Annotated in this window: 17 protein-coding genes; 11 read left to right on the plus strand and 6 right to left on the minus strand. The window is 66.9% G+C overall.

Translation table 11 applies throughout. The features are described 5' to 3' along the window. Nucleotides 1-24 precede the first annotated feature (24 nt). On the plus strand, nucleotides 25-477 hold the full coding sequence (locus LOC57_RS12080; RefSeq protein ID WP_227913458.1) for a MarR family winged helix-turn-helix transcriptional regulator: 453 nt from the start codon (nucleotides 25-27) through the stop codon (nucleotides 475-477). 35 nt (nucleotides 478-512) lie between these two features. Here the strand turns inward: LOC57_RS12080 and LOC57_RS12085 are convergent, their stop codons facing one another. The 3 genes from LOC57_RS12085 to LOC57_RS12095 form a co-directional block, all read right to left on the minus strand. Continuing rightward, a complete protein-coding gene (locus LOC57_RS12085) occupies nucleotides 513-1430 on the minus strand; it encodes an NAD(P)-dependent oxidoreductase (RefSeq protein ID WP_229959994.1) in 918 nt (305 codons plus the stop codon). 98 nt (nucleotides 1431-1528) lie between these two features. After that, a complete protein-coding gene (locus tag LOC57_RS12090; RefSeq protein WP_229959996.1) occupies nucleotides 1529-2212 on the minus strand; it encodes an FMN reductase in 684 nt (227 codons plus the stop codon). Nucleotides 2213-2325: 113 nt separating this feature from the next. After that, on the minus strand, nucleotides 2326-3996 hold the full coding sequence (locus LOC57_RS12095; RefSeq protein ID WP_229959998.1) for an FAD-binding dehydrogenase: 1671 nt from the start codon (nucleotides 3994-3996) through the stop codon (nucleotides 2326-2328). Between the two features lie 190 nt (nucleotides 3997-4186). Between LOC57_RS12095 and LOC57_RS12100 the strand changes: the two genes are divergently transcribed. After that, nucleotides 4187-4330, plus strand: a complete 144-nt coding sequence (locus tag LOC57_RS12100) for a hypothetical protein (protein WP_227913462.1) — start codon at nucleotides 4187-4189, stop codon at nucleotides 4328-4330. An 80-nt stretch (nucleotides 4331-4410) separates the two neighbouring features. Here LOC57_RS12100 and LOC57_RS12105 read toward each other — a convergent pair whose 3' ends face one another. Beyond that, entirely contained in the window at nucleotides 4411-4647 is a 237-nt protein-coding gene (locus LOC57_RS12105; RefSeq protein WP_227913463.1) for a YegP family protein, read from the minus strand. A gap of 127 nt (nucleotides 4648-4774) precedes the next feature. On the opposite strand from LOC57_RS12105, the gene LOC57_RS12110 reads away from it, so the two are divergent. From LOC57_RS12110 to LOC57_RS12120, 3 genes are read left to right on the plus strand one after another with little or no spacing between them, the layout of a single operon-like run. Next, entirely contained in the window at nucleotides 4775-5236 is a 462-nt protein-coding gene (locus LOC57_RS12110) for a very short patch repair endonuclease (protein WP_229960001.1), read from the plus strand. A 48-nt stretch (nucleotides 5237-5284) separates the two neighbouring features. Continuing rightward, nucleotides 5285-5974: an HAD family hydrolase gene (locus tag LOC57_RS12115; protein WP_227913465.1), complete on the plus strand. Its 690-nt coding sequence runs from the start codon at nucleotides 5285-5287 to the stop codon at nucleotides 5972-5974. Nucleotides 5975-6002: 28 nt separating this feature from the next. Then, on the plus strand, nucleotides 6003-6263 hold the full coding sequence (locus tag LOC57_RS12120; RefSeq protein ID WP_229960002.1) for a hypothetical protein: 261 nt from the start codon (nucleotides 6003-6005) through the stop codon (nucleotides 6261-6263). A 56-nt stretch (nucleotides 6264-6319) separates the two neighbouring features. Here LOC57_RS12120 and LOC57_RS12125 read toward each other — a convergent pair whose 3' ends face one another. Next, nucleotides 6320-8812 (minus strand): Tex family protein, encoded by a 2493-nt coding sequence (locus LOC57_RS12125; RefSeq protein WP_229960004.1) that lies wholly within the window; start codon nucleotides 8810-8812, stop codon nucleotides 6320-6322. A gap of 53 nt (nucleotides 8813-8865) precedes the next feature. After that, nucleotides 8866-9159 carry a DUF503 domain-containing protein gene (locus LOC57_RS12130; protein ID WP_227913468.1) on the minus strand — a complete coding sequence of 98 codons (294 nt, stop codon included), beginning with the start codon at nucleotides 9157-9159 and terminating at the stop codon, nucleotides 8866-8868. 79 nt (nucleotides 9160-9238) lie between these two features. Between LOC57_RS12130 and LOC57_RS12135 the strand changes: the two genes are divergently transcribed. The 6 genes from LOC57_RS12135 (at nucleotide 9239) to LOC57_RS12160 (ending at nucleotide 15419) form a co-directional block, all read left to right on the plus strand. Beyond that, a complete protein-coding gene (locus LOC57_RS12135; protein ID WP_229960006.1) occupies nucleotides 9239-9730 on the plus strand; it encodes a DUF2243 domain-containing protein in 492 nt (163 codons plus the stop codon). Continuing rightward, nucleotides 9723-10502 carry a cytochrome c oxidase assembly protein gene (locus LOC57_RS12140; protein ID WP_227913470.1) on the plus strand — a complete coding sequence of 260 codons (780 nt, stop codon included), beginning with the start codon at nucleotides 9723-9725 and terminating at the stop codon, nucleotides 10500-10502. Before LOC57_RS12135 ends, LOC57_RS12140 begins: the two co-directional genes overlap by 8 nt. Nucleotides 10503-10556: 54 nt before the next feature. Continuing rightward, the gene (locus LOC57_RS12145) at nucleotides 10557-12227 is read left to right on the plus strand and encodes a RecQ family ATP-dependent DNA helicase (RefSeq protein ID WP_229960008.1); all 1671 of its coding nucleotides are present in this window, start codon (nucleotides 10557-10559) and stop codon (nucleotides 12225-12227) included. 65 nt (nucleotides 12228-12292) lie between these two features. Continuing rightward, nucleotides 12293-13489, plus strand: a complete 1197-nt coding sequence (locus LOC57_RS12150; protein ID WP_227913472.1) for a type III polyketide synthase — start codon at nucleotides 12293-12295, stop codon at nucleotides 13487-13489. Beyond that, nucleotides 13486-14220: a class I SAM-dependent methyltransferase gene (locus LOC57_RS12155; RefSeq protein ID WP_229960010.1), complete on the plus strand. Its 735-nt coding sequence runs from the start codon at nucleotides 13486-13488 to the stop codon at nucleotides 14218-14220. The genes LOC57_RS12150 and LOC57_RS12155 overlap by 4 nt, the downstream gene beginning before the upstream one ends. Further along, complete coding sequence (locus LOC57_RS12160; protein ID WP_229960012.1) at nucleotides 14157-15419, plus strand: FAD-dependent oxidoreductase; 1263 nt, start codon at nucleotides 14157-14159, stop codon at nucleotides 15417-15419. The genes LOC57_RS12155 and LOC57_RS12160 overlap by 64 nt, the downstream gene beginning before the upstream one ends. Nucleotides 15420-15424: the final 5 nt, after the last annotated feature.

The raw sequence follows: 15424 nt of genomic DNA on the forward strand, positions 1-15424 counted from the left end.
GGCATTGATTTGTACAGTGGAGTGATGGCCACTCAGGAGCGTCCCATCGGATTCTGGCTCAAGCTTGTCGACCAGCTGGTTGATGACCAGTTCGGTGCCAGCTTCGAAGAGCACGGCGTCACCCGCCGGCAGTGGCAGATGATGAACCTGCTGGTGGATGGCCCGGCCACCCAGAAACAGCTGTCGGACGGTTTGCGGCCGTTTTTCCCTGCTGTGGAGGCCGGCACTTCCGAAGAACTCATTGAAGAACTGCGCGAGTCCGGCTGGGTGGCACTTGAGGACGGCCAGTACCAGCTCACCGATCTGGGCAGCCGCAGCTTGGAGAACCTGCGTGGCGCCGTGGACCGGATCCGGCAGCTGATGACGGAGGATATCGCCGCCGAGGAATACACCGCCCTGCTGGCAGTGCTGCAACGGATGGCCCGGAACCTGGGCTGGGACGGCGACGTCGCCTCCGGGCCGAGGGTGGATACCTGAGTCCGGCGGACATTCGCTCCTAGCAACGTGCGTTCCTAGTAACCGGCGCGGACGTCCACCAGTCCCTCCAAGACAAACCCCGCCGCCAAGTTCCGTACGTTGCGCTCCACCCGGGCAGTGAACAGCGGACGGATCATGTCCTGTGTTTCCCCGGTATGCGGCGTGATCAAAGCCCGGGGTTCGGACCAGAGGGGATGCCCGTCCGGCAGCGGCTGCGGATCAGTGACATCCAGTGCCGCCCCGGCAAGTTTCCCTTCCGCCAGGGCGGTAACCAGTGCCGCGGTTTCCACCAGCGGGCCGCGGGCGATGTTCACCAGGAACGCGTCGGGCCGCAGCAGGGCCAACCGCCGGGCGTCCAGCAGATGCTCGGTTCCTGCCGTCATGGGTGCTGCGAGCACCAGGACATCGGCTTCCCGCAGGGCGTCGTCCAAACCCTCGTCGGTGACGGTTTTCTCCGCCCCCGGTACCGGCTGGCGGTGCGCGCGGACGATGGTGATGTGTTCGGTGAACGCCGACACCAGCCGAAGGATTTCCCTGCCCACACCTCCGGCCCCCACAATCACCACGCGTTTTCCGTGCAGCGAGGTGCCCTGCGGCTTGCCCCAGCTCTGCGCCCGGGCAAAGGTATCCACAGATCGCAGCAGGGCCAGGACCAGCGCCAGGGCGAACTCCCCCACCGGCTGGCCGAACGCACCCTTGCCGCTGGTCCACTGGCGGTCGGGGTTGCGCTGCATCAGGTCCTCGTACTGGTCCACCCCGGCCAGGGGAAGCTGTATCCACGCTATGCCGGGATGCTCGGCCAAGACCGTTTCCAGGGCATCCTGGGACAGCCCTTCGGTCAGGACCAGCCCCCTGGTTGCCTCCGAGAGCGGTGCAACCACTCCGCCGCCGGCCTGCACGGCATTGACCAGGTAGTCCCTAGGTTCCGGAAGGATAACAACGCTCGGTTCCATGAACGGACCCCGTTCCGCGTGAGCTGACAGTCCCAGAAGTATAGGCGCGGCACCTACCGCCCCGGCAGGTGCCGGATCGGTTTGTGGTCCCGAACGGTTTACTTGCGCTGGATCTGCGCGAGCATCTCTTCGAACGGCAGCGACGCCGGCAACTGCTGGGCGGTTTCGCGCGGGGAGGGAGCCGGCTGGGAGACCGGGGAAGGCTGTGAGTTCCCGGACTGCTGGGCCGTACCTCCGGGGACGTTCCCCATCAGCGCGGCAAGTTCCCCTGCGGCACGGTGCACCCGGTCATCCAGGGGCCCGGCACCTGCTTCGCCTGCACCCCAGTCCCCGGGGGCGGCATACACACCCGTGGGGACAACCCGTGCCCGCAGGTAGCTGAACATCGGCCGCATGGAGTAATCCAGCACCATGGAATGCCGGGCGCTGCCGCCGGTGGCCGCAATGAGGACCGGTTTGCCGTCCAGGGATTTGTTGTCGATGACGTCGAAGAAGGACTTGAAGAGCCCGCTCATGGACGCCGTAAAGACCGGCGTCACTGCCACGACCGCGTCTGCGGCCACCAGCTTGCTGATCAGGGCTTCCAATTTTGGCGGCGCATAACCGGTGACCATGGTGTTGGCTATATCAACGGCGTATTCGCGGAGTTCGAATGTGGAGACCGTCACCTGACGGCCCCGTGCTTCAATCTCCTCCCGTGCCGCCTGAGCCAGGGAATCGGCAAGCATCCGTGACGAGGACGGAACGCCCAAGCCACCCGAAACCACAACAAGATCAACCATCCGGTCCTCCTCCACATGCGTTTGCATGTAGTGGTCAACCCCGGTCCGACACCACTTATTCCTCCGGGTGGCGCCTTGGCAGTCCGGTACCGATGCCGACGGAGGCCCGGCAGCTACCCGGCGGCAGCCCGCCCGGCAGCTCTGCCGCTAAAGAGGCAGCCGCCCAGGAACGTCCCCTCCAGGGACCGGTACCCGTGCATTCCGCCGCCGCCGAAGCCCGCGGCCTCCCCAGCTGCGAACAACCCCGGAACCGGCGCGCCGTCCTGGCCCAGCACCCGCGACTCCAGATCGGTTTGCAGCCCGCCAAGGGTCTTGCGGGTCAGCACCGACAGCCGTACGGCAATCAGGGGCCCGGCCTTGGGGTCCAGGATCCGGTGTGGGGCGGCCGTGCGGATCAGCCGGTCACCCAGATAGGTGCGGGCACCGCCAATGGCCGTCACCTGCGAATCCTTGCTGAAGGGATTCCGGATCTCCCGGTCACGGGCCTCGATTTCACGCCGGACCGCGTCCGCGGAAAGTTGGGGCGCCTCGCCCTGTGCGGAGGAATCCTTGGCCAGCATATTCATTCCCGCCACCAGCTCCTCCACGGAATTGGCGGTAATGAAGTCCTCCCCATAGTCAAGGAAGGCCTGGACCGGGGCCGGCACTCCGGCTGTGGCCCGCTTCAGCACATCCCGAATGGACTTTCCCGTCAGATCCGGGTTCTGTTCGGAACCGGAGAGGGCGAATTCCTTGCGGATGATGGCCTTGTTAAGGATGAACCAGCTGTAGTCGGAGCCCGTGCGGCGCAGGTGTTCCAATGTCCCCAAGGTGTCAAACCCCGGGAAAAGCGGCACGGGCAGCCGGTCCCCGGCCGCATCCAGCCACAGTGACGAGGGGCCGGGAAGGATCCGGATGCCATGGTTTTTCCACACCGGATTCCAGTTGCGGATGCCTTCCACGTAATGCCACATCCGGTCCGGGTTGATCACCCGCCCGCCGGCCGCCTGCGCAATGCCGATCCCGCGCCCGTCCACATGTTCGGGCACGCCGCTGAGCATGTTCTTCGGTGCCGGTCCCATCCGGTCCGGCCATGCTGCCCGGACGGCGTCGTGGTCCCCGCCGATCCCGCCGGTAGTAAGCACCACTGCGGATGCGCTGAACTCAAAATCCCCAACGGCTGCCCGGGAGGACGCAGTGCCCCGCTCCGCCGTCGTTGGTTCCAACACTGTGCCGCGCACACCGGTCACGGCGCCGCCGGTGAGGACAAGGTCATCGAGCCGGTGCCGGAACGCCAGGCGCACCAGGCCGCGTTCGACGCCGTCGCGCACCTTGGCCTCGAACGGCGCGGTGATTCCCGGCCCGGTCCCCCAGGTGATGTGGAAGCGCGGCACCGAGTTGCCCGGCCCGCTGGCACCGTACCCGCCGCGCTCGGCCCAACCGACCACGGGAAAGAGCCGGTGCCCCATCTGCTGCAGCCAGGCCCGTTTCTCCCCTGCCGCGAAATGCACATAGGCCTCGGCCCACTTACGCGGCCAGAAGTCTTCCTCGCGGTCAAAGCCGGCGGTGCCCTGCCAGTCCTGCCAGGCCAGTTCCACGGAATCCCGTACACGGAGCCGGCGCTGCTCGGGCGAGTTCACCAGGAACAGGCCGCCGAAGGACCACCAGGCCTGTCCGCCTATGCTCTGTTGGCCTTCCTGTTCCACCAGGATCACCGTGCGCCCGGCATCCACCAGTTCAGCGGTGGCTACCAGGCCGGCAAGTCCGGCACCAACAACAATGACGTCTGCGTCTTTTGGCTGCATCCGGCTCACGCTACCGGCAGCACCCGGTACAGGCCAGCATTGCTTGGCACGGTGTCCGGCGCCCTCATGGGGCGCACCGGATGAGCCCAACCTGTTGCATCCGTACCGCGGTTCTTAGACTGGAGGGTAGGGCCGCTCCTAGGAGAACCGGCGACTGCCGGTGCCGGCCAGGAAAGAAGTGGAGAATCGCATGAGCGAACAGGGCGCCAATGAGGAGAAGGACTCCAACCGGACCCACGGCCAGGAGGCCTCCGAGGGCGATAGCAGCACGAAGCAGAACGAACAGCGCGAACATTCCCAGGAAGCCGCCGAAGGCGACGAAGGGCAGAGCTGAGCGGGACACCCTAGACACGGAACAGGCCCCTGCACCTCCTTTTGGGGAGGCGCAGGGGCCTGTTCCGTGTCTTCGTTAACTTAACTCGCCGCTGCCTTGCGTCCTGAGTTCTTCGCAGCGTCCAGCACATCTGCATCATGGCTCTGGTCCACCACGGGGCCCGTTCCGGCAATTTCCCGCAGCTGCGCAATTCCTGCCGCTGCGTCCTGCTTTGTGTCAAAGGTGGTGGACACAGCCATCAACGTTCCGTCGCCGGAAATGAGCTTGATCCGGTAGCTGCCTTCGTGGGCGTCCACCAGCTTAAAGTAGCCCGACATCACTTACCTCCTTGTAAGGGGTCTATCAGTGCCTCTAATAGTAAGCCACCTTAGGGCTTTGCAACTCCCCCTCCCCTAAATCCGCGTAGCCTGAAACCAAACTGAAACCGGTTCCTACACTGGAACCATGGCCGATACCGTCAGCCCCGAACAGCGCAGCCGCAATATGTCGCGCATCCGCAGCAAAAACACCAAGCCCGAGCTGCTGGTGCGCAGCCTCCTGCACGCCGCCGGCTACCGGTTCCGGCTGCACGGCAGCTTCGGCCAAACACGCCTTCCCGGCAAGCCGGACCTGGTGTTCGCCGGGCGCCGCAAAGTCCTGTTCGTCAACGGCTGCTTCTGGCATTTCCACTCCTGCCCGGCCGGCCGGCACGCTCCGCAAACCAACAGCGAGTTCTGGGCGGCCAAGCGGAACCGGACCGTGGAGCGCGACGCCGCAGCACGGGACCGGCTGGCAGCGGCCGGCTGGGAGGCCCTGGTGGTCTGGGAGTGCGAACTCCGTGACCGGAGTGTCCTGGAGCAGCAATTGCGCCGTTTTCTGGGCCCGCCCGGGGCAGCACCGGCCCCGAGCCCCGAGACACGGCACTAGACTCGACCACAGACATCTACAGCAACCAGTACTACGGAGGCGGCAGGCATGGGCAGTTCGGCTAACGGCAAACGGGGCGTCCTTTTTGATGTGGACGGAACCCTGGTGGATTCCAACTACCTGCACGCGGTTTGCTGGTGGCAGGCCTTCCGCCGAATGGAGCACGATGTGCCCATGTCCGCCATTCACCGGGCCATCGGCATGGGCGGGGACAAGCTCGTGGAACATCTGCTGGGCGAGGACCGCAACAAGGACGAGGACGAAAAAATGGACGCCACACACGGCGCCATTTTCTCTACGTGGTGGCCCGCACTGCGTTCCTTCGACGGTGCCAGCGACCTCCTGAAGGCCTGCGCGGATAAGGACCTCACCGTAGTCCTGGCCTCGTCAGCATCCGAAGCTGAACTAAAGTTCCTGCGCACCGTTATCGACGCCGATTCGGCCATCAGCGGTGCGACCAGCTCCGGGGATGCCGAAGCCAGCAAACCCTCCCCCGACATTCTGGAAGCAGCTTTGGAGTCCGGCGGACTGGAAGCGGCAAATACCGTTTTTGTGGGTGACTCGGTGTGGGACGTGAAGGCAGCGGGCAAGCTTTCCATTCCCACCATCGGCCTCACCTGCGGCGGCACCAGCGAAGCCGAACTGCTCGAAGCAGGAGCCGAAGAAATCTATGAGAACCCCCGGGCACTGCTTGCGGACCTGGAGAACAGCCTCCTGCGCACCTTGCTCCAGGACTAGGACCACCCCAGCCAAGGAAGGACCCCTCATGGCTCGCGAACCCCTTGAACACGGCCGGGCAGATTCGGAGGGACCGGCGAACGGCGCAAAAGATCCGCTCGGTCCCAGCGCGCCCCAGCCCGGCCCCACCGGCGAACCCCGCACTCCGGGCCACAAGGCCCACTCCGCCGGCAACATCCGCGATGACCAGGGCACGCATGCCGCGGGTACGGTGCCCGCGTCTGGTGACCCCCGGGACGCGGAACTGGACGGCGGATTGGATGAGGACCGGCCGGGCGACGCCGGCTGATCCTCCCAGCGGGATCGGGCTCAGGGATCGGGCTCCGCTGCCAGCCCGCTGCCGGCCTACTTCAACAGGCCGGCGGCGCGCAGGGCATCGGCCATGGCACCGCCCGGTGCCGGTTCTGCCCTGCTAACCCGCGCTGCACCCTTCCGAGCTGCCTGGGCTGTGGCCTTGGCGCCGCCCTTCTCGGATGCCTTGGCCTTTGGTGATGATGCCGAAACCGGCCCCGGGCGGGACGCTGCCGGCGCGGGCACTGCTGCCCGCGGGCCCTGCCCCCGTGATGCCTGTCCCTGTGATGCCTGTCCCTGCGTTCCCTGCCCGCGCCGCGGCCGGCTCCCGGCCGGGTCTGCAGGGTCGTCGTCGAGCCGCAGGGTCAGCGAGATCCGCTTGCGCTCCGGATCCGCCTCCATCACCTTGACCTTGACCACCTGCCCGGACTTAACCACTTCCCGTGGGTCGGAAATGAAGGTGGTGGACATGGCGGAAATGTGCACCAATCCATCCTGGTGCACGCCCACATCAACAAAGGCTCCGAAGGCGGCAACGTTGGTGACCACCCCGTCCAGGACCATGCCCGGCCGCAGGTCCGAAATCTTCTCGATCCCCTCGGAGAAGGCCGCTGTTTCAAAGGCCGGGCGGGGGTCGCGTCCGGGTTTGCGCAGTTCGGCAATGATGTCCAGGACGGTGGGCAGGCCCACGTGATCGTCCACGAACGCCGCCGGATCCAGGCCGTCCAGGGACGCCCCGGACGGACTCATGGTGGCACCCGCGGCGGTCAGGACCCTGCGGGCAGTCGGATAGGACTCCGGGTGGACGCTGGTGCCGTCCAACGGCTCCGATCCCCCGCTCACGCGCAGGAACCCGGCGCACTGCTCATACGCCTTTGCCCCCAGCCGCGGCACCTTCAAGAGGTCCCGGCGGCGGGTAAAGGGACCGTTTGCGTTCCGGTGGGCCACGATGTTTTCGCTAAGCAGCGGCCCGACGCCGGCCACCCGTGCCAGCAGCGACGGCGACGCGGTGTTCACGTCTACGCCCACCGCGTTCACGCAGTCTTCGATCACCGCATCCAGGGCGCGCTCCAGCTTGGCCGGCGTCACGTCGTGCTGGTACTGGCCCACTCCGATGGACTTGGGATCAATCTTCACCAGTTCGGCCAGCGGGTCCTGCAGCCGGCGGGCAATGGACACGGCACCGCGCAGGGAAACGTCCATGCCGGGCAATTCAGCAGAAGCGAGCGCGGATGCGGAATACACCGATGCTCCGGCTTCCGAGACCACCAGCTTGCGCACGCCTGTCACCAGCTTGATCAGTTCGGCGGCCAGCTTGTCCGTTTCACGCGATGCCGTGCCGTTGCCAATCGCAATCAGTTCCACCCCGTGCGCTTTCACCAGCCCGGCCAGGGCTGCGAGGGCCTCGTCCCAGCTGCGCGCCGGGGCATGCGGGTACACGGTGTCGGTGGCCACCGCTTGGCCGGTGCCGTCCACCACGGCCACCTTCACCCCGGTGCGCAGGCCCGGGTCCAGGCCCATAGTGGCCTTGTTGCCGGCGGGCGCGGCCAGCAGCACATCACGCAGGTTCGCAGCGAAGACCCGGACCGCTTCGGTTTCCGCGTCGGTGAACAGCCGGACGCGCAGGTCCACGGACAACTTCGCCAGGATCCGCCGCCAGGCCAGCTGTACCGTCTGCATCAGCCAGGCGTCCGCCGGACGCCCCCGGTCCGCTACCCCCAGGCGCGCGGCCACCGAGCGTTCATAACGGGCCCGCGCGCCGGCCAGCGCCTCGGCATCCGCCGGGTCCCCCTCGATCAGGGCCAGTTCCAGGATGCCCTCCTTCTCCCCGCGCAGCAGTGCCAGCACCCGGTGCGACGGCATCCCGGAGGGCGACTGGGAGAAGTCGTAGTAGTCGGTGAACTTGCGGCCTTCGGTTTCCTTGCCGGGCCGGACCTGCGAGCGCATCCGCCCCTGCCGCCACAGCTTCTCGCGCTGCTCGGTCAGCAGGTCCGCATCCTGGGACACACGCTCGATGAGGATGGCCCGCGCGCCGGCGAGCGCCTCTACTGCGTCGGGCACGCCGTCGCGCACGTACGCTGCTGCCTCGGTTTCCGGCACGCGGCCGGGATCCGCCAGCAGGGTATCCGCCAGCGGTTCCAGTCCCGCTTCCCGGGCAATCTGCGCCTTGGTGCGCCGCTTGCTCCGGTAAGGCAGGTAGATGTCCTCCAGCCGGGACTTGGTTTCAGCCCCGACGACGGCGGCCCTCAGCTCCGGGGTCAGCTTGCCCTGGGCATCGATCGCCTCAAGGATGGTGCGCCGCCGTTCCTGCAGTTCGCGCAGGTACCGCAGCCGCTCATCCAGGTCCCGCAGCTGTGCGTCGTCCAGGGTGCCGGTGGCCTCCTTGCGGTACCGGGCGATAAACGGCACCGTGGCACCGCCGTCGAGCAGTTCCACGGCAGCACGGACCCGCCACGGCGCAACGCCGAGTTCCGAGGCGAGCTGGGCAATGACCTGCTCGTCCGATGCGGATAGGTGGGCGACGGGTTCTACGCTGCTTAGACTCACCCGCCCAATTCTTCCCCATGCACCCGCTTGTGGCGAGCGGCCGGCCGGGGCGGTTAGTCCTCTTCGGTGAAGAGCCGGCGCCGGGTGCTCAACAGCTCCACTTCCGGCCGGGCCGCCACCAGTCGCTCCGCGGCATCGAGCACCTCCACCACATGCGACCTGTCCGCCGACACCACACTTACACCCAAACCCGAGCGGCGGTGCAGGTCCAGCGACCCGACCTCCGCGGCGGAGACGTCAAACTTCCGCCGCAGCTCAGCGAGGATGGGCCGCACCACCGAGCGTTTGCCCTTGAGCGAATGCACATCCCCCAGGAGCAGGTCCAGTTCCAGCGCGCCGATCCACATGGTATCCATCCTTGCCGCAGCGCACCGGCCTTGTCACGCACGCCTGCAGCCGCCGCCCGGTCGGTGTTATGTTCAAAAGATGGCAACGCAGCACCACACCCGCAGGTCTCCCCGCCCACGCAATCTGGTTTCCGGTCTCCTGTTTGGAATTGGGCTGGCTGCCTTCATGGATGAAGTGGTCTTCCACCAACTGCTGCAGTGGCACCACTTCTATGACCGCTCCACCACCTCGGTGGGCCTGTTCTCGGACGGACTGTTCCACGCCTTTGGCTGGTTTGCCGTGGTGGCCGGGTTGTTCCTGTTCGCCGACCTCCGCCGCTGGCACCAGCTCCTGTGGCCGCGCTGGATTGGCGGTGTCCTGCTCGGCGCCGGAGCCTTCCAGTTGTATGACGGCACCGTGCAGCACAAACTCATGGGCCTGCACCAGATCCGGTACGAGGTGGATCTGCTGGCCTATGACACCGTGTGGAACTCGGTGGCGGTGCTGCTGATCGTTGCCGGCGCATGGCTGACGTACCGTACCCGTGCCGCCGTTCCCCCGGGCATGGCAGAAACCACGGCCGATGCATAACCACGGCGGAGGCTTCGCCGCGGAGACGTTGTTCTTCATCCCCGCGGTTGCTGCCTTGGTGGCCTACTGGGCCGGAGCGCTCTCGCCGCGCTCGGGCAGCTGGCCCTGGTACCGGACCCTGTGCTTCACCTTGGGCGTGGGGGCGGTCCTGGTGACCGTGCTGAACCCGTTGGCCGAACTGGCGCATACGGATTTCGCCATACTCAGCTTCTCCCACCTGCTGGCCGGGATGGTCTCGCCGCTGCTGCTGGTGTTGTCCCGTCCCTTCACGCTCGCGCTGCGCAGCCTTGACGTCTTTCCGGCCCGGCGGCTGTCCCGGTTGCTGCGCAGCAGGTTTGTCCGTTTCCTGGCTTTCCCCGTTACCGCGGCCGTGCTGAATACCGGCGGAATGTTCCTGATGTTCCGCACCCCGCTGCTGCAGGCCATGCAGGAGTCCATGCCGGTGCACTGGCTGGTGACGTTCCATCTGCTCGCTGCGGGGTATCTGTTTACCGCCGCCATCATCGGCCGGGATCCCTCACCGCACCGGGCCGGCTACCGGCTGCGGGCCATTGTGCTGGTCCTGTCCATTGCCGCGCACAACATCCTGGCCAAGGGCATTTATGCTGATCCGCCGCCCGGCGTGAGCGCGACCGCGGCGGAACAGGGCGCCCTGGTGATGTACTACGGCGGTGCGGTCCTGGAACTGGTGCTGGTTCTGCTCCTATGCCGCCAGTGGTTCCAGTGGTCCCGCCCACGGGCACGAATCGCATCCATATCCGGTCCTCAGTAAGCTTACTAAGTTGAATACCGGCTTTGGCCGGTTCGGTTCGCTGAAGGGTCATTCATGAACGTCACCAGGGAAACCCTGATCCGGACAGCGTCGGAGGTCTTCGGCTGGGAGACGCCCCGCGAAGGGCAGCTCGAAGCCATGACCGCCGTAGCCCAGGGCAGGGATGTCCTGTGCGTTATGCCTACCGGACACGGCAAATCCGCCGTCTACCAGGTTCCGGCGCTTGCCCTGCCGGGTGTCGCCGTCGTTATTTCTCCCTTGGTCGCACTGCAGCGCGACCAAGCAGACGCCATTAACGCTGCCGCGGGCCGCACCCGTGCGTATGTAGTGAACTCCGGTCAGTCCCAAGCCCAGATCAACGACGCGTGGGCCGCAGTTGAGGACCCGGATGAGGAGCAGCGGGCCAAGTTCCTGTTCCTCGCGCCGGAACAGGTGGCCAAGGAGGACGTGGCACAACGCCTGAAGAGCCTGGATGTGTCCTTGCTGGTCATCGACGAGGCGCACTGCGTCTCTGCGTGGGGCCATGATTTCCGGCCGGACTACCTCCAACTCGGCGCCCTGGTCCAGACCCTCGGGAAACCCGTGGTTGCCCTCACTGCCACCGCCGCTCCGCCGGTGCGCACCGAGATTGCCGGCGTCCTGCAGCTGAAGGACCCGTTCCTGATAGCCCAGGGCTTTGACCGGCCCAACCTGCACCTGGCGGTTCGCATGCACGTGGAGTCCGAGGACAAGCGGCGCGCCGTGGTGGACAGTGTTCCGGACCTGGAACACCCCGGCCTGGTGTACGTGGCAACGCGCAAGGAAGCCGAGCAATACGCCGAGGACCTGGAAAAGGCGGGCCTGCGGGCAGCGGCCTTCCATTCGGGCCGGCCGTCCGGGGAACGGGAAGACGTCCACCGCCGGTTCCTGGCTGACGAACTGGACGTAGTGGTGGCCACCACGGCCTTCGGCATGGGCATCGACAAGCCCAACGTCCGGTACGTGGTGCACGCCGGGATCCCGGATTCAGTGGACAGCTACTACCAGGAAATCGGCCGGGGCGGACGGGACGGCAAACCCGCCACCGCCATCCTGCACTACCGGCCGGAGGACCTGGGCCTGCGTCGCTTCTTTGCCAGCAACCGGCCCAGCGACGACGACCTGCGGCAGTTGTTCGCGGTGCTCCGGGCACAGAACGGCACCATCAGCCAGGCCCGGCTGCGGGAAACACTGAACCTCAGCGCGCGGAAACTCGCTGGCCTGCTGAACCTGCTGTACGAGGCCGGGGCCGTCACAGCCAGCAAAAAGGGCTACAAGGCAGGCACCATGAGCCCGGACGAGGCGGTATCCGCCGCCGCCGAGTACGCCGAACGGCGCGAGAACATCGACCAGTCGCGGGTGGATATGGCCCGGCAGTACGCCGAGACCTCGGGCTGCCGCCGCCAGTTCCTGCTCGGCTACTTCGGGGAGAATATGCCCGATCCCTGCGGGAACTGCGACAACTGCGAAAAGGCCGCTGCCGCGGCGGACGTCGCCCCGGAAGACCTGGCCGAGCTGTCCCCGGACGATGCGGCGGACCTCCCGTTCCCGCTGCAGTCCCCGGTGACGCACACCGAGTGGGGACCCGGCGTCGTGATGAGTTACGAGGATGAGACCGTCACGGTGCTTTTTGAAGCGGAGGGCTACAAGACCCTGTCGGTGGACCTTGTACTGGAAAAGGACCTGCTGCAGCCGCTAAACCAGTAGCCCACGGCAACCTTTGCAGCACTCCAACCATTGTGTGCCGGGTCACAGTCCCCTAAGAATGGACTATGACGGTTACCCTCAGGTCCTTGGAAACTGCAATTCCCCCCACTGTGCTGGTGCAGACTGAAGTCCGTGACTGCTTCGCCACCCAGCCGGGCCTGACCCGGCTGGGTGAACGGCTGGTCCGCACCTGCTTCGATTCCGCGGCCATCGACACCCGCCGCACGGCACTGGCCGAGCTGTCCCTCACCGACACCTCCGAGCATCCGGTGTTTTACGACGCCCGCAGCGGATTGCTGCTGAAGCCCAGCACCAAGGTTCGCAACGACATTTTCGCAGTGCAGGCCACCAAGCTTTTCATCGAGGCCGCAACCAAGGCCTTGGCGGCCGCCCCGGGAGTGACGGCGGCGGACATCACGCACGTCATCACCGTCTCCTGCACGGGGTTCTTCAACCCCGGCCCGGACTACAAAGTGGTCCGGGCGCTCGGGCTGGACCCCTCCGTCCAGCGATACCACCTGGGCTTTATGGGCTGCTATGCCGCGTTCCCGGCCATGCGCGCCGCGAAGTCCTTCTGCGAGGCCGATCCCGGCGCCGTGGTGCTGGTGGTCAGCGCCGAACTCTGCTCCCTGCATGTGCGCACCTCCAATGACCCCGATGCCATCATGGGGTCCTCGCTCTTTGCCGACGGCGCCGCCGCCGCGGTGATCACTGCCCGCGATGACCTGCCCGAGGGCCCCGGCATCCAACTGGACCATTTCGAGACCATCCTTACCCCGGTGGGTGAGGAAGCCATGGCCTGGAACATCGGCGACGAAGGCTTCGAGATGGTGCTGGGCACCTATGTTCCGCACATCATCGACGACCACATTGTCGGCGCCCTTGACCCGCTGCTCGCCCACGACGATTCGTTGGGAACTCTGCCGTACCGGGAGATCGAGCACTGGGCCATCCATCCCGGTGGCCGCAGCATCCTGGACAAGGTGGAGGCCAAGCTCGAACTGAGCGAGGAACAGCTGTTCCCGGCTCGGGAAACGCTGCGCACAGTGGGCAACATGAGCAGCGCTACGGTGCTGTTTGTCCTCAAACGCATCCTGGATCTGCCCTCTGCAGGTGGCAACGAGCGGATTTGTTCCATGGCCTTCGGCCCGGGCCTGACCGTGGAAACAGGATTGTTCACCCGGGTCGGCGTGCCGGTCCAGCCGGCGGCAGCGGTGGCCGGAGAACGCGCTGAGCAGCCGGCGGTAGGCGTCCCTGCATGACGGGTGTGCTCCCGTGTCTGGCTGAACGCGCCGTGGATGCCGTGGAAGAAATGGACCGGCCCGACGCCGATCCCCGGCAATTGGAACGCACCTACGCCCGCTTCTGGCTGATCAACGCCGTTGTATCGGGATGGCGGCGCAACTACGTCCGGTACCTGCGCCCGCTGTTCCGGGAGAGCGGCGGCGGGAGTTTGCTGGATATCGGTTCCGGCGGCGGGGACGTGCCCCGCTGCCTTGCCCGCTGGGCGCGCCGGGACGGCTTCGCGCTGGACATCACGGCGATCGACCCGGATCCGCGGGCGCACGCCTTCGCCTCGGCCCGCCCCCCGGTGCCGGGGCTCGCCTACCGGCAGGCATTCAGCTCCGACCTGGTTGCGGAGGGTCGGTCCTACGACGTCGTGATCTCCAACCACATGCTCCATCACCTCGGTGCGGGGGAACTGGAGGCCCTGCTGGCCGATTCGGAAAAACTCGCCACCAGGCTGATTCTGCACAGCGACATTGAGCGCAGCCGGTGGGCGTACGTGCTGTTTTCGGTGGGGACCTGGCCGTTTTTCCCCGGCTCATTCATCCGCCGGGACGGGCTGACCTCCATCCGGCGCAGTTTCACGGCGGCGGAACTGGCGGAGGTAACTCCGGCCGGCTGGCAGGGCGTGCAGCACCGGCCGTGGCAGAACCTGCTGGTCCATCCGCCGCCGTCCCGGATCCCGGCGCTGGCCAGGGAGTCCTGATCACGGTGCACCAGCTCTCCCCCGCCCCGGCGCCGCAGGCGACCGCAGCACACGTTCCCCGGGCGGCGTCCGACGTCGTTATTGTGGGCGGCGGACCGGTGGGAGCCTATCTGGCTGTCCTGCTGCTGCAGGCGGGCATCACCGTCCAGGTACTGGAACAGCGGACCGGGCGCAGCCGGCATTCGCGTGCCATCGGTGTCCACCCGCCGGCCCTGGCGTCCCTCGCCCGGGCCGGAATCGCCGATGCCATGACCGCCGAAGGCGTACGGATCACCCACGGTGAGGCCCGCAGCGCGGGCCGGACGGTTGCCCGGCTGGATTTCGCCGCCGCTTCGGCACAGTATCCGTTTGTCCTGACGCTGCCGCAGATCCGCACCGAGGAGCTGCTCGAGGAACGCCTGCGCGCCCTGGACCCAACGGCGCTGGTACGCGGCGCGCGGGTGGAGTCCTTTACCGACGACGGACGCTGCGTCCGGGTCTGCGGCCGCTCCGGCGGGAAGCCGTTCAACACGCGGGCATCCCTGCTGGTGGCGGCCGACGGCGCCCGGTCCGCCGTCCGCACCGCGCTTGGCACGCGCTGGTCCTCCCGGCAGCTTGCCGATACCTATTTGATGGGCGACTTTCCGGACCACACCGGTGACGGGCCGCTGGGAGTGCTGTATCTGGAGCCGGAGGGAATCGTGGAATCCTTTCCCCTGCCCGGCGGGCTGCGCCGGTGGGTGGCCCACACCGACTGCCTGCAGCGCGGTGCCACGGCCGAAATGCTGGCCGCCGTGGTTCTGCGCCGCACCGGATACCGGCTGGATGCCGGGGCCAACTCGATGCTCAGTGCCTTCGACGTGCGCATCGGCAGGGCGGGCCGGCTGGTCCGCGGCCGGACCGTGCTGGTGGGCGATGCCGCCCACCAGATCAGTCCCATCGGCGGGCAGGGCATGAACCTGGGCTGGCTCGACGCCGCCGCCCTGGCCCCGCTGATTGCCGCGTCCCTGCGCGGCCGGCCGGTGGGAGCGGAGCTGCGGGAGTTTGAACGGCGCCGGCGGCGCGACGCGGTGATTGCCTCCGCGCAGGCCCGGACCAACATGGTCCTGGGTCGGCCGCTGCCGGCACCTGTGCTGGCAATGCGCAACGCCGGGCTGGAACGGGTGTTCCAGGTCCCGGCGCTGGGCAACGCGGTGGCACGGCGTTTCACCATGCAGTAGGTGCC

The organism is Arthrobacter sp. zg-Y750 (assembly GCF_020907365.1).
Taxonomy (GTDB): Bacteria; Actinomycetota; Actinomycetes; order Actinomycetales; family Micrococcaceae; genus Arthrobacter_B.